Source organism: Microbulbifer variabilis, from assembly GCF_023716485.1.
GTDB lineage: Bacteria > Pseudomonadota > Gammaproteobacteria > Pseudomonadales > Cellvibrionaceae > Microbulbifer > Microbulbifer variabilis_B.
This window is the reverse complement of record NZ_CP092418.1, coordinates 1,061,779-1,076,622: the sequence shown is the minus strand read 5'-3', so window position 1 is coordinate 1,076,622 and position 14,844 is coordinate 1,061,779. Positions and strand designations below refer to the sequence as shown.

Here is a 14,844-nt window from a genome sequence, read left to right as displayed (position 1 = left end):
GCGCCCCCTCCTCACCAGCACCGCAGAGGCTGAGTGCCCCTCTTACACTGATTCCAAAACAGTTATTCAAATGCGAGGCGTGAAACTACCGGATTGGCATAGGCCTGGATCGCCTTTTCCCGCCAACGCTCATCGACCTTGGCCATGCGCGCTTCAAACTTCTCACGGGTCTCCAGGTGTTCACTGGCATCCCAGGGCTTGTGCGGGTAACCCACCGGCAATCCGGACACCTCGCCGTAGATCATTTCGTAGGCGATCAGATTCGTGGGATGCAGGGTGTAATTGCCGACAATCTGGCGATCAATCTCTTCAGCGACGCTGTTAACGTCATTGAAATCCGCCTCGATCGGTGTACCAAACGCGGTGTGCACCCGCCCTTTGAAGCCAATCACACCCTTGCCGATGGAGGCCAGGTCCTCGTTCTTGGCCTTCTTGTACTCGTCCTTGTGTTCGGTGATGTAGAGTTCCTTGGCTTTCTGGGCATCGCAGGGGTCCCACTCGTAGGAGATGGACAGGGGCACTATGTGCAACTTGCGCCAGAAATCCGCAAAGGGCATATCCCGATCTTTCGTCATGGCGAACATGGCCGCCAAGGCCGGATTAGTACGATCCATACCATCCTTCGCACGCCCGGAGCGCTGCGCGATCCACACATGCTCATTGTCATTCACGATGGAATGGTAGATGTAGTTAGACAGCATTGTCGCCGACTGCAGTTTTTCCCTGCGGGTGCCAGAACTGCGCTTAACGGTAAAGCACTTGTTGAGCTTCATAATATCGCCGGCAAACTGCTTGCCCAGCAGGTTATCGCCGATGGCGATTCGGGAGGTCTCATGCCCCTCCTTGTACATGGACACGATGGCAAAAGCCGGGTCCATGGCAATATCCCGGTGATTGCTTACAAAGAGACAGGCGCGGTCCCGCGGCAGGGTATCCAGCCCGGAAATCGTCAGCCCGGAGGTGGTGCGGCTCACCACCTTGTCGATGTATTTTTCTACAATCGCCTGTACACCACGTACATCGTTCACTTTGCGAAATTCAAAACGCAGGAACTGGCGTACCAGCCAGGCCAGGGGGCCTTCCAGGCGCGCCAGTTTGGGGATCAGGAAATGCGCTACAGCGTGGGACATTTCCGGATCGGCGATCAGCCTGTCCAATACAGCACGCACCTCATCGTCGCGATAAGGGCGCATATCCTCAAATTGAGCGGGGTCTAACTCACTTGCTCTCATGACATCACTACCTGCCGGACCGACTATCTACCCGTGGCCCGGGCTCATTTTATTGTACGGCCACAGGGTAGCCGGGATAAGAAATCGGCGCAGAACATACCGGAAGCCTCGCCGAACTGCTAGCACCTCACCCGACCAGATCGATGACCAAGGCGATGAAAGAACCGTTAGACGGGTCAGTCAGCAAAAAGGTCCTCCTGTCCCAATTGCTATTCAAAGTAGACTTCACCGTCCCAAGCCGGGAGAATAGGAAGGTCAACCGCCGCCGACGGCAAAAACAACGATAACGAATACGGCACAAGCCACGCAGTCAAGCAGGAGTCCACCTTGTCTCAAGCCACCCCCACCAATGAACCGCGCACGCCCAGCCTGCTGGATGCGTTGATCCCCCTGGGGATCCTGATCGCTCTCTTATCGCTGTCAGTGTACTTCTATGGCGCCGACTCCTCTTACGGCCCCAACCAAATTGCACTGCTGTTGTGCGCCTGCGTAGTTGCGCTGATGGGCATGAAAAATGGTCACAGCTGGAGTGATATGGAAGGCGGCATGCTGCACGGCATTGGCCTGGTATTCGGCGCGATTCTGATACTACTGGCAGTGGGTGCTTTGATCGGCAGTTGGATATTAGCCGGTACCGTGCCGTCGATGATTTATTACGGGGTACAGATTCTCTCGCCCCAATGGTTCTACGCCGCCAGTTGTATTATCTGTGCCGTAGTGGGTCTTAGCATCGGCTCCAGCTGGACCACCGCCGGCACACTGGGTGTGGCTCTGATGGGGATTGCCGGTGCACTTGGCTTGTCCCCGGAAATCACTGCGGGTGCGGTAATTTCCGGCGCCTACTTTGGCGATAAGATGTCGCCGCTATCTGACACGACTAACGTGGCTGCGGCGGTAACATCGAATGATCTGTTCCAGCACATCCGTCATATGATGTCGACCGCGATTCCAGCCTTCGTTATCGCCTTGGTGGTGTTCGCGTATCTCGGCCTCACTTCTGAGGCCAGCACTGCCTCCGCCTCAGATATCGAGTCTTTACTTACTGCCCTGAAGAGCGAATTCAAAATCTCCCTGATCAGCCTGCTGCCTCTGATCTTGCTACTCGCTATGGCCTGGCGCAAAGTCCCCGCCTTCCCCACGTTGATCGTCGGCTCCCTGGTGGGCTGTGCCATCGCACTGATTTTCGAACCAGAAGCTGCTCGCCGCCTAGGCGGAGGGGAAGGCGCATTGGCCACGCTCAAAGGCGCCTGGTACAGCCTGTTCGATGGCTATAAATCCACCTCCACGAATGAGAATGTCGCCGCACTCCTCTCGAAAGGCGGTATGAGCAGCATGCTCAATACCGTGTGGCTGATCACCTCGGCCATGGCCTTCGGTGGCGCCATGGAGCGCGCCGGCTTCCTACAAGTGATTGTCAACTGGACTCTGTCGCGTATTAAAACCGTGGGCGGCTTGGTGACCTCCACCGTATTCACCTGTTTCGGCATGAACGCCGCCGCTGGCGACCAGTACATGGCAATTATTATTCCGGGCCGTATGTTCAGAGAAGCCTTTGAAGAGAAGGGCCTGCATGGGCTAAACCTGTCCCGTACACTGGAGGACTCCGGCACCATCACCTCCGTACTGATCCCCTGGAATACCTGTGGGGCCTATATGACAGCTACCCTTGGCATTTATACCTTCTCTTACCTACCCTATGCCCTGTTTAACATCATCTGCCCGTTGCTGGCGATCGCCTACGGCTGGTTGCACTTTAAGCAGATGCCGATCTCAGTTGCGGCTACAGCACCCTCCGATAAAAAAGAAGGAAATCTACAAAGCTGTCATGAGTGAAAGCGGTACCCTGAGCGCCCTGATAGAAGAGGCGGACTTTAAATTACGCTGGTTCGATCTGGGCCGGCGTCTTCAATCTGTACCAAAGTCTACAGCCGAGGCTTTCGAGGCGGGCCAAAAAGCCTGGCCTCACCCCTATTTGCGCCAGGCCTGGAGCGGGCTCTTACTGCAGCCCGTTGAGGGTGGTGAACCGGCGGTATGGTTCTTGCGCTTTCCCCTCGATGAGCAGGGCAAGCTACAACTACAGGCCCGCGATGGCTTGCTACGCGCCCTGGCCCAAGAGCTGAAGCAGGCGCCCGCTTCCGAATCCGCAGCGCAGCTGGACAAATTACTGCAACAAAGTAGTCTACTTTATACCCCTTCCAACGAGCGCCAAGCCGCATTTCACGCGCACACCCAACGGCTTCTGAAGCGTACACCTAGCGCGCACTATGCAGCAGTACTCGACTATTTTCACAACCCCCAGAAGTCCCGCTGGGATAACCTGGCCCTACAGGGAATTGCCGATCTATCAGCCCGCTGGGACTCCCAGAAAGAGCTTCTGTTAAATCAGTTGCCCCATATTGCTGCGCCAGTTTTTGTCAACCTGTGTCACTGTCTGGAAAATGAAGCGATCGATCACCAGCTGGCAGAAGTCATCGCCACTCGGGCACGTGACTCTTTACACGATGACACTCCAGATTTCACCCTGATTGCCGCTGCAGTGCGTGGTATCTCTCATTCGCTAGCGCAGGGCTTACGCGGCACTTTACTGCAAGAAGTTTTAAAGCAGCTGACACAAAAATCATCGAGTGGTACTCAGAGCATCAAGGCTAAGTCTATAGAGCTTCTTGCTGCCATCGGCAGCCGCTGCCCCCAAGACCTAGAAAATCCACAATTAGCCAAACTCTGGCTCAATGCACTGGCAGATAGCGATAACCAGGATACCTTTAACTTATTGCTCTCTGACTTGATGTTTCTGCCCAAGGTGCGCACTTCTCTACTGAGTACATTACGCGACCCCGAACGGAATGAAACCCTTGCTCAGGCCTTCGGTCATTTCCTTCATGGACCCAAATCCATTCACTAGGATCTTCAATCTGGCAATGATGTAGCAAAATTTTGGCCTATCTCATTGCCATGCTTCACTCCTTAGCTTTACACACTTCACCTGTAAATGAATTTCGCCATCTTCATAAGAAGAGTACCCATCTGCGTAACGAATAAAAGACTGCCATTTTTAAATTCGCCAACTTCTATTCCAGCAATAATTCACCTAAAATCCCGCTAAAGAAAACTGCAACAAAAAACATTAAAAAATAAATTCCAACGCCCTCCGCCGCCACAAAAAACAATACACTTAGCAGCGCCTCAGAAAGAAAACGCTATTTTTACAGCCTAAAACCCCACAAATTGGCGCAAGCTTCTTCCTGACTTTGCACCTGACAGCTATTTTTTTCCTGCGCCTATTACACTCAATTAGGCGGCTTCTTTGTAAAACACATTTTACAAAGCTGACCAACAGGTGACGTTTTATTGGCTATGCTAATGGCTAACATCAACGGAAAGGAGTTAGGGGATGAATTTCACTCCAGCCAAGTACTTAATCGGTATTATCAGTGCACTGGTTCTAGCAGGTTGCTGTAGCCCTCCGGCACCGCCAGCTTACTGCCCACCAGGTGCTGAACAAATTCCAGTTTCCATGGCCTGCCCTGCAGATGCTGACTGCTGGATGGCTTCTGACAGAGTACGCTGCATGAAAGTGGTGAAGTAAAATCTTTTCAAGCAGAACAGCGTGGTGATTCATACTAAATGAGGTTTTGACTAAATTTACACTGACAGACACACAAGTAACAAAGCATTATTTAGTATGGATCACCACCAAATGCCGCTTTAACGAGCGGCATTTGTTTTTTCTCTCCCCCATTCTTAGCGAAGACTCTTTTCTTGTAATAGACTGTACCGTCTCAGATACTGGTCCCGCGAAAGTAATAAGTTAGGATTGCCAACCCTTCGACACCAAGCGCCGTTCAGCTTGGGAAGACCGAAAAAAATTACTCAAAAGAGAGTTTATTTACGACCACCATGACAAGTGAAACTCTGGCCCTGAGCCGTGCCTCCGCAATCAGACAACTCCAATTTCATTTCAAACAACAAAAGTGGTCTTTACGCGAACTTTTCGCCACCGATCCCCAGCGCACAACCAGTTTTAGCTGTGAAGCCTCTGGTATCTATCTGGACTTCAGTAAAAATCACCTGCGGCAGGACACTCTGCAACTGTTACTCGACTATGCCGAAGATCAGGATTTGAGCAGCCAGATTGCCGCCCTGCTTGAAGGTGCCAATGTCAATAATACCGAACATCGACCAGCCCTACACACCGCCCTTCGCTTTCAAGGAGCGGCAAAAACTGAGCACGAACGCGCCGTGGCCGACTGCCGCGTTCAGATGCAGCGATTTGCTGATAGCATCCACCAGCAAAAGTGGCTCGGATTCAGCGGTAAAGCTATTCGCCATATCGTCAATATTGGCATCGGTGGCTCCGATCTCGGTCCGCGTATGGTGGTTGAGGCTCTCGGCTCATGGCACAAGGAAAGTATTCGAGTACATTTCGTAGCAAATATTGATGGTGCCGACCTCATTAATACCCTCAAAGGTCTCAACCCGGAAGAGACTCTCTTTATCATTGCCTCTAAATCTTTTTCCACTCTGGAAACCCGAGAGAATGCTCTGAGTGCTCGTCGATGGGTACTAGCGGCGGGTGCCACTGAAAAACAATTATCCCAACACTTTGTTGCCGTAAGCAGCAATATTGTGGCCGCACAAGACTTTGGTATTGCCCCAGAAAATATTTTCCCTATGTGGGACTGGGTAGGTGGCCGCTACTCACTGTGGTCGGCCATTGGTCTGCCGATCATCCTGGCCTGCGGCTACAACGTTTATGAGCAACTATTGGCCGGTGCCCATAGCATGGACACCCATTTTGCCAGTGCCCCTCTAAAGGAAAACCTACCGGTATTGCTGGCTCTTATTCAGTTTTGGTATCGCCAGTGCTGGGGTGCCAGCAGCCAAGTGATTCTGCCCTATGCTCAGCGTCTATCCAAATTTCCCGCCTGGATGCAGCAATTGGATATGGAGAGCCTGGGTAAAAGCGTGGATAAAGAGGGGAAGCCTCTGGAGTATCCCAGCGGCAGTGTGATTTGGGGCACCGAGGGCACCAATGGACAGCACTCCTTCCATCAACTATTGCACCAGGGCACAGATCTAATTCCAGCCGATTTTATCGCCATCAAGCAACCGACCTCTGAGCTAAGCGAGCAACACCGCTGGTTACTAGCTTGCTGTATCAGCCAGAGCCAGGCTCTACTACGAGGCAAATCCCTGCACGAAACCCGCCAGGAACTGGAAGATGCCGGTTATACCCACCGCGAAGCCCATGCGCTGGCACCACATAAAGCCATTCCCGGTAATCGCCCAAGTAATACTTTGATACTGGAAAAGTTAGACCCGCTTCATCTGGGAGCTCTGTTAGCGCTTTACGAGCACAAGGTATTCACCAGCGGTTGCCTTATGGGAATTAACCCATTTGACCAATGGGGGGTTGAGCTAGGCAAACAGTTAAGTGCGCAGATTTATAATGCCGCAGATGGAAATGTTCCCGAGGATTGGGATAGCTCAACTCGCTCTCTGATGGAAAAGCTCTTGTAAGACCATTTACAGAGAGTTCCACTAAAAAGGCCACATAAAATGTGGCCTTTTTAGTTATGTTTCACAGAGAAAGAGAATTCTTTATTTCTGCGCCTCAGCACCACGCTTCAATAGAGGCTCAATCAAATCCAGTGGAAGTGGAAACACAATGGTTGAGCTGTTATTTGCTCCGGCAATATCAATCATGGTCTGCATGTAGCGCAAAGTAATGGCGTTAGCATTTTGAGATAGCTGATTGGCAGCTTCTGTTAATTTTAAGGCTGCCTGGGCTTCGCCTTCTGCATGAATTACCTTGGCTCGTCGTGCCCGCTCTGCTTCAGCCTGCTGGGCAATAGCACGCACCATACTCTCATCCAGGTCAATATGTTTAATTTCGACATTAGTGACCTTAACACCCCAGGCATCAGTTTGCTCATCAAGGATTTTTTGAATATCCACATTGAGTTTGTCCCGCTCGGAAAGCATCTCATCTAACTCATGCTTACCCAGTACAGATCGAAGCGTCGTCTGGGCCAGTTGACTGACAGCTTCATGATAAAATTCAACATTGATAATCGCTGACTGTGAATTAACAACCCGGTAATAAACTACCGCATTCACTTTTACTGAAACATTATCGCGACTTATCACATCCTGTGTAGGGACATCCATCACTACGGTGCGCAAGTCCACACGCTCCATGGTCTGGATAATTGGGATGATGATAATCAGGCCAGGTCCTTTCACCGTCTGAAAGCGCCCCAGAAAAAAGACCACCGCACGCTCATATTCCCGCAAGATTCGGATGGCATACATCAATAGCAGTAATACCGCGAGCACCAACAGCCCAACAAAATAACTGACCATGCTTATCTCTCCCTATAACTGCTTGTAAATTTTGCTGGGGTAAATTCGCACCAGCAAAAGCCAATTTAAATGCCAACCGCAATGACTAGCCCGGCTCAACATAGAGCAGCAAACCACGCTGGGCGATAACACGCACTCGCTGCCCAGGCTCTAGTGGCGTCTCACAGTGCGCCCGCCATATTTCACCACCGAGGTGCACCAGCACCTCTTCTTCGCTCACATTGCTCACCACCGCCACTCGTCCCACCAGGGCCTGATCGGAAGCAAGTCGCGGTTTGCGCAAACTCCTGCCCACCGCCATTAAAAGACCCAAAAGAAAAACACCACTCACTCCAGCAATTGCCGCGATGAGTTTTCGCGATACCTGCATACCCGGCACATCGGTATCGATCAGCATTACTGAACCAATCACCAAGGCAATAATCCCACCAATTCCCAAGGCGCCAAAACTGGGCATAAAGACTTCCGCCACAATCAAAAGCGCCCCAACAATAATCAACGCCAATCCGGCATAATTAATCGGCAAAACCTGCAAAGCATAAAATGCCAAAAGCAGGCAGATAATCCCAACAATGCCGGGCACAAAAGCGCCGGGGCTATACCCCTCGAAAATCAGCCCATAAATACCGATCAATAAAAGAATATAAGCCACCTGGGGATTGGTAATCAGAGCCAGCAACTCATTACGCCAATCTGGCTCGTAATTTTCTATGGGGAGTTGGGCAATCTCTGCCGAAATGGTAATTTCACCGGAATCAAGAGATACTTTACGTCCGGCCACTTGCTTCAGTAAATCCTCGTCATTCTTGGCAACAATATCGACAACATTCATCTCTAGCGCTTCCGAAGCGGTCAGAGTTGCCGCTTCACGAACGGCCTTCTCCGCCCACTCGGCATTGCGTCCATTGCGTTGTGCCAAGCCTCGAATAAAAGCAACGGAGTCATTAACCATCTTGCGCTCCATGGCGGTGCCGGATAATGGCTTTTCCTTTTTGTCCTCGTCTTTACCTTCTTCGTCGTCTTTATTCGCTTTTTCTTTTTCCTCTTTTTGGTCGCTCTCTTTCGGATTGCCACCTGGAGATGGCGTTCCCGGTGGTCCGCCTATTTGTACCGGCGTGGCGGCCCCCAGAGTTGTAGCCGGGGCCATGGCTGCTATCTGGCTGGCATAGAGGATATAGGTGCCGGCACTGGCTGCACGGGCGCCCGAGGGGTACACATACATGGCAATAGGAATAGGAGAGGAAAGGATATGCTGAATAATATCCCGGGAAGCCGCATCCAGACCGCCTGGAGTATCGATATGCACAATGATTAGCTCAGCACCCCGCTCACCAGCACTCTCAGTGGCACGCTTAAAGTAATCCGTCGTAGAGGGACCTATGGCGCCATCAATAGTCAACAGCGCCACATGGGGGGAAGTACTTTCTTGTGCGGCACTTTTTGAAATCAAAACGACGAGAAGCAGCGTCAGGATGAGCGCGCCGCGCAAGAATACCGCTGACGATAACTGATTCGACATGCATCTTTCCCTGATGCGATTGCGGAGAAACCCGGGCCAGCCATCGTATTTCTGGCCGGGGTAACTCAATCAGATTAACAGAAAAAAACGGCGTTATCCGAAAACAGGGAAAGTGACGTTAAACTGGGTTGCGACGGCTATGCCAGTTAACTTCGCGGGCGTATTTATCTACTTGACGCTCCACCCCTAATAGCAGGGCAAACAAAGCCATACGCACCAGCAGACCGTTATCGGTCTGGCGGAAAATCGCCAGGCTCGGATGTTCGTTCAGGTCGGTATCCAGTTCGTTGGCCTCTGCGCGTGAATCCCTCGGCAGGGGGTGCATAATCACCGTATTGGGCTCTGCATAGCGAGTAAAAATCGCCCGGTTAAGGCGGAAACGCCCGCGATAGCGGTTGGCCTCATCCTGAGAGGCAAAGCGCTCTTCCTGGATACGGGTGGAATAGACGATATCCACATGGGCGATCGAGGATTCCAGCTGGTCGGTCACCGTCACCTCGTGCCCCACCTCGCGCAGCTTCTCCACAATCGCATCGGGCATTGCCAGCTCCGGTGGGGAGACCAGAGTGATATGCACACTGCCAAATAAGCACAGCAGCTTGCACAGGGAGTGCACGGTGCGACCGTGTTTGAGATCGCCAATCATGGCGATGCGGAAATCATCCAGGGTGCGGCCATGGGCGGCCAGCTCTTTGCGAATAGTGTAGAGATCCAACAGCGCCTGGGTCGGATGCTCATTAGCGCCATCACCGCCATTGACCACCGGCACCCGGCTCGCTGCAGCAAATTCTGCCACAGAGCCCTCCTGCGGGTGGCGCATACAAATCACATCGCTGTAGCCCGACAGTACCCGTGCCGTATCGTAGAGGGATTCGCCCTTGGCCATAGCGCTGGCAGTAATCCCCACAGTTTCCCGAACCGTGCCACCCAATAAGTTAAAAGCAGCCCCAAAGCTCAGGCGGGTACGGGTGCTCGGCTCCATAAACATATTGCCGAGAATCGCCCCCTCCAATACACGCGTTACCTTTTCGCGCTTTGCATAAGGGGTCATGGCGTCAGCCACATCGAATACGCGCTCTATATCGGCACGTTCGAACTGGCTGACGGACAGAATATTGGCTCCGATAAAGTCCATGGTTACTCCAGTGATTGCGCCTTGTGGGCGCGGGTGTTCGCGAGCGGCATTCTACTCGGGCACCGCAATAGAGCCCAGTGAAAGAATGGCCGCTGGCGCGATTCAACACATTAGGCGAGTAGGCTATCGCCCCAGTTTTCCAGCTCGGTAATCAGCGATATCCGCTCTGGATGCTGTACTCGCAATTCGGACAGCTGGCGGAAGTAATCTTCGAGGGTGATAGAGGCCCCTGCGGTGGGATCGGTTAACCGCTGGAAACACCAGATCTGCCAGCGCTGATGCTCCTCGTCCGATAGGGTCTCAGGGAAGTTGCGCGCACGCATGCGAAACAATAACTCGGGTAGGCGCTTATCGCTGAATGGCACTTCGCCAGCCAGGGCTTCGGGCCCTCGGGCTGCCAAGCCGCGGTGCAGCTCACGACAGATATCGCGATCGGCATCGCTGAGGAAACCGCCGTAGAGATCCGCCTCTACATCTTTCTGGGGAAACTCCCGATCCAAAAATACGTTGTGCAGTTTCTCGGTCAGATCAACGCCTTTCAACTTCTGCCAGTTGGCCTCGCAAGCCGCCCGGTCGATGCCCAGTTCACTGGCGCGTTTATCGTCGAGCATATTGGCTGGGGCCAATATCGGGCACTTGTTCAAGTGCACCAGTTTCAGCCCAACCGGCAGTTCGCTTTCACCCAGCTGATCGCGAGCGGTGTAGAGGCGCTCACGCAGCGTATCCGCATCCAGGTTGAGTAAAGGCTCGGGGTCCATCGCCAAATTGGCAACAATTACGGCGTTGCGATTCACCGGATGGCTGGCCAACGGCATCACGTAGGTCAAATGCCCATGATTGGCAGAAATCTTGCCGGAGATATGCAACAGCGGGCGGCGCTCACGCATATCAATCATCTTGGCGGCTTCCTGCTTTCGGCGCAGGCGGAAAACATAATCGTAAAGCTTCGGTTGCTGCTTGCGGATCAGCCGCGCCATATCAATCGTAGCGTGGACATCAGAGAGTGCGTCGTGAGCGCCCTCGTGGGAGATCCCATTGGCTGCGGTCAGTTCCTCCAGGCGGAAAGACGGCGCACCGTCTTCCCGTGTCGGCCACTGGATACCCTCTGGGCGCAGGGCATAGGTGAGGCGCACCATATCGATAATATCCCAGCGGCTGTTGCCGGAGCGCCACTCGCGCTCGTAGGGGTCGAGCAGGTTGCGATACAGGGTGTAGCGAGTTACCTCGTCATCAAAACGCAAACTGTTGTAACCCACCCCACAGGTGCCCGGCGCACCCAGTTCAGCGAGGATGCGCTGGATAAATTCAATTTCCGGCACGCCGTTAGCCAGAGCCTTTTGCGGGCTGATGCCGGTCACCAGACTCGCCATGGGCTGCGGCAGGCAGTCCGCTGAAGGGCGGCAGTAAATCATCAATGGCTCGCCGACGATATTCAGCGCTTCGTCGGTCCTGATACCGGCAAACTGCGCCGGTTTGTCGGCACCCGGGTCTGTGCCCCAGGTTTCATAATCGTGCCAATAAAGTGTGGTAGAACTCACGGTACCTCCATAATTTGGCGGCATCATACCACTGAGCACCTCACCATCTGGACACCTGTACCCAGATTTGAGTCGCTCTCCAGCCCTCGCTGGTTGCAAAGCCGCCACCGCCCATTAAAATTCGGCGTTTCCACGAATTTAAGACAGCTATAACCCTCTATGAATATTCGCCAACTCCTCTCCGACAAATTCCAGGCCGCCATGCTTGCCGCCGGTATCCCCGAAGAATGCGGCCCGATTGTGGCACCTGCGAAGAAAGCCGGATTTGGCGACTACCAGGCCAATGGCGCTATGGGCGCCGCCAAGCGACTGGGCACCAACCCGCGTGAGCTGTCCAGCAAGATCCTTGAGCAGCTGGACAAGGGCGATATGATCGAAAAGGTCGAGATCGCGGGTCCTGGCTTCTTAAACATCCATCTGAGTGAACAGTGGCTGAGCCAACAGCTGTTGGCTGCCCAAGGCGACAAGCGTCTCAATATTGCCTCTGTTGAAGAACCCAAAACCGTAGTCATCGACTATTCCCACCCCAATTTGGCCAAGGAAATGCACGTAGGCCATTTGCGCACCACCATTATCGGTGATGCCTTGGCGCGCTTATTGGAGTTCCAGGGCCACAAGGTGGTCCGTCAAAACCATATGGGCGACTGGGGCACCCAGTTCGGTATGTTACTGGCACATCTGTCCGACAAGCTGGCAGACAATGCTGCGGAAGTAGCCCTGGCCGACCTGGAAGTCTTCTACCGCGAAGCCAAAGTACGCTTCGACGAGGAAGAGGGTTTTGCAGACCGCGCCCGTGAATACGTTGTAAAACTGCAGGGCGGCGACGAACAGTGCCTGAAACTGTGGAAACAGTTTATCGATATTTCTATCAGCCACTGTGAAGAGATCTACTCCAAGCTCAATGTCACCCTTAAGCAGGAAGACGTTTACGCGGAGAGCCAGTACAACGACGATCTGCCGGTGCTGGTTAAAGAACTGCTGGATAACGACATCGCCGTAGAGGACCAGGGTGCTATCGTAGTCTTCCTGGAAGAGATGGCCGATAAAGAAGGCAATCCAAGCCCGATGATTATCCAGAAAAAGGGCGGTGGTTATTTGTACGCTACCACCGATCTGGCTGCCATTCGCTACCGCGCAAACCAGCTCAATGCAGACCGTATTCTCTACGTAGTGGATGCCCGTCAATCCCTGCACTTACAGCAGGCCTTTGTCGCTTCACGCAAAGCAGGCTTTTTGCCAGAATCCGTTTCTCTTGAGCACTGCGCTTTTGGCACCATGATGGGCGACGATGGCAAGCCGTTTAAAACCCGCACCGGCGGTACGGTAAAACTGGCCGCCCTGCTAGAGGAAGCGGTGGAGCGCGCAGAGAAACTGGTAGCCGAGAAGAACCCTGAGCTGGATGCACAAACCTGTGCGGAAATCGCGCGCAAGGTAGGCATCGGCGCGGTGAAATATGCGGACCTAAGCAAGACCCGCACTAACGATTACATCTTCAGCTGGGAATCCATGCTCAGCTTTGAAGGCAATACGGCGCCTTACCTACAGTATGCCTATACCCGCGTGCGCAGTATTTTCCGCAAGGCCGGCATTGAGGCGAGTGAACTCAAGGGCGATATTAATCTGGAAAGTCCCCAAGAGCGCGCACTGGCAGTAAAACTGAACCAATTTGGTGAAGTACTGGATCAGGTAGCCAAAGACACCTTCCCACACGTGCTCTGTACTTATTTGTACGAGCTTGCCAGTGCTTATATGAGCTTCTACGAAGCCTGTCCGGTATTGAAAGAAGGGGTAAGTGAAGAACAGAAGCACAGCCGTCTGCAGCTGTGTAACCTGGTGGCCAGCACTATCGCGACTGGCCTCGGCTTGCTCGGTATTGAAGTTATGGAGCAAATGTAAATTGTTCTTGCCCGGCCATACCTCCAGCAAATATGCAGGCTGGCTGGCCGGGCAGCTCTCTGGCGGGCAGGTTTCCCTAGCCTCCAGCCAAACTATCCTGCACCATTTATTACCCCACATAGGCCACCGTTTCCCCACTGGTCTAATTAAAGGAAAGTAACCCGTGAAAATCCTGATTACCGGCGCCTCCGGCCTGCTGGGCCGTAGTGTATTTAAACAACTTTCCAACAACCCTACTTTTTCCGTAATCGGCACCGCTTTTTCTCGCGCAGGCGAAAACTTAATTCGCCTGGACTTATCGGATAGCAGCGCAGTGAAAGCTTCCCTGAACGATATCAGGCCGGAAGTGGTGATCCATTGTGCCGCTGAGCGCTGGCCAGACCGCTGTGCTGACAATCCAGATACCGCCTGGCAACTCAATGTCAGCAGCACAGAGTTGTTGTCCAAGCACTGTAGCGAAATCAATGCACAGTTGGTGTATATCAGCACAGACTATGTCTTTGATGGTACTGCCCCACCCTATGCCCCTGATGACACACCCAATCCCGTGAATTTCTACGGCCGCAGCAAGCTGGCGGGAGAGGAAGCAGTATTGAAAAACGGTAACCATTGGGTTTTAAGATTGCCCTGGCTGTTTGGACCCGTCTCCTACCTGGAGGAATCCGGTATTACCGCCCTATTAGAGACACTGCGAGAGCAAAAGCCGGTCACACTGGATCACTGGGCAATTCGTTTTCCCACCAGTGTGGAGGAAGTGGCAGAAGTATTGGAGCAATGCCTGTTGAAAACCCAGCGTGGCATCCAATTTGAAGGTATCTATCAGTGGAGCGGCGACACCGCCTGCACTCGCTTTGAACTTGCGCATATTATTGCCAAAGTGTGCGAATTGAGTGCTGAACATATCAGCGCAGATAGCAAACCCGATTTTTCAGTACCGCGCCCCTACAATTGTCAGCTGGATAAATCGCGCTTAACAAACCTCGGCATCAAAGGGACCGAACCATTGCCTCAGCAACTGGCACGCAACCTGAAATCTTTTATCCAGAATTAAAAGCTAATGGAAAACGAATAAAAGAAATTAAATGGTATAGGGATATACCTGTGCCGGCCTATAAGCCGGCATTAACTTTTGTAATTGGGCACTATTTATAGCTAACA

Annotated in this window: 11 protein-coding genes; 6 read left to right on the top strand and 5 right to left on the bottom strand. The window is 52.8% G+C overall.

The features are described from left to right. Positions 1 to 62 precede the first annotated feature (62 nt). Positions 63 to 1,232, bottom strand: a complete 1,170-nt coding sequence (locus tag MJO52_RS04715; RefSeq protein ID WP_252084795.1) for a 1-acyl-sn-glycerol-3-phosphate acyltransferase — start codon at positions 1,230 to 1,232, stop codon at positions 63 to 65. Between the two features lie 327 nt (positions 1,233 to 1,559). Here MJO52_RS04715 and nhaC point away from each other — a divergent pair, with 327 nt between their 5' ends. The 4 genes from nhaC to pgi all read left to right on the top strand — a co-directional run bounded on the left by nhaC (position 1,560) and on the right by pgi (position 6,752). After that, complete coding sequence (nhaC, locus tag MJO52_RS04710; RefSeq protein WP_252084794.1) at positions 1,560 to 3,065, top strand: Na+/H+ antiporter NhaC; 1,506 nt, start codon at positions 1,560 to 1,562, stop codon at positions 3,063 to 3,065. Beyond that, positions 3,058 to 4,134, top strand: a complete 1,077-nt coding sequence (locus tag MJO52_RS04705) for a DUF3549 family protein (RefSeq protein ID WP_252084793.1) — start codon at positions 3,058 to 3,060, stop codon at positions 4,132 to 4,134. The genes nhaC and MJO52_RS04705 overlap by 8 nt, the downstream gene beginning before the upstream one ends. Positions 4,135 to 4,623: 489 nt before the next feature. After that, positions 4,624 to 4,818 (top strand): hypothetical protein, encoded by a 195-nt coding sequence (locus MJO52_RS04700; RefSeq protein ID WP_252084792.1) that lies wholly within the window; start codon positions 4,624 to 4,626, stop codon positions 4,816 to 4,818. Between the two features lie 311 nt (positions 4,819 to 5,129). Beyond that, complete coding sequence (gene pgi / locus MJO52_RS04695; RefSeq protein WP_252084791.1) at positions 5,130 to 6,752, top strand: glucose-6-phosphate isomerase; 1,623 nt, start codon at positions 5,130 to 5,132, stop codon at positions 6,750 to 6,752. A gap of 81 nt (positions 6,753 to 6,833) precedes the next feature. Here the strand turns inward: pgi and MJO52_RS04690 are convergent, their stop codons facing one another. From MJO52_RS04690 to sbcB, 4 genes are all read right to left on the bottom strand, one after another. Beyond that, entirely contained in the window at positions 6,834 to 7,598 is a 765-nt protein-coding gene (locus MJO52_RS04690; RefSeq protein ID WP_252084790.1) for a slipin family protein, read from the bottom strand. Positions 7,599 to 7,683: 85 nt separating this feature from the next. Further along, the gene (locus MJO52_RS04685) at positions 7,684 to 9,117 is read right to left on the bottom strand and encodes an NfeD family protein (RefSeq protein ID WP_252084789.1); all 1,434 of its coding nucleotides are present in this window, start codon (positions 9,115 to 9,117) and stop codon (positions 7,684 to 7,686) included. A 118-nt stretch (positions 9,118 to 9,235) separates the two neighbouring features. After that, complete coding sequence (locus MJO52_RS04680; protein WP_252084788.1) at positions 9,236 to 10,252, bottom strand: aspartate carbamoyltransferase; 1,017 nt, start codon at positions 10,250 to 10,252, stop codon at positions 9,236 to 9,238. A 110-nt stretch (positions 10,253 to 10,362) separates the two neighbouring features. After that, positions 10,363 to 11,814 (bottom strand): exodeoxyribonuclease I, encoded by a 1,452-nt coding sequence (gene sbcB / locus MJO52_RS04675; protein ID WP_252085970.1) that lies wholly within the window; start codon positions 11,812 to 11,814, stop codon positions 10,363 to 10,365. Positions 11,815 to 11,949: 135 nt separating this feature from the next. On the opposite strand from sbcB, the gene argS reads away from it, so the two are divergent. Together argS and MJO52_RS04665 are read left to right on the top strand one after the other, a co-directional pair. Beyond that, entirely contained in the window at positions 11,950 to 13,686 is a 1,737-nt protein-coding gene (gene argS / locus MJO52_RS04670; RefSeq protein ID WP_252084787.1) for an arginine--tRNA ligase, read from the top strand. A 163-nt stretch (positions 13,687 to 13,849) separates the two neighbouring features. Continuing rightward, positions 13,850 to 14,737: a dTDP-4-dehydrorhamnose reductase family protein gene (locus MJO52_RS04665; RefSeq protein WP_252084786.1), complete on the top strand. Its 888-nt coding sequence runs from the start codon at positions 13,850 to 13,852 to the stop codon at positions 14,735 to 14,737. Positions 14,738 to 14,844: the final 107 nt, after the last annotated feature.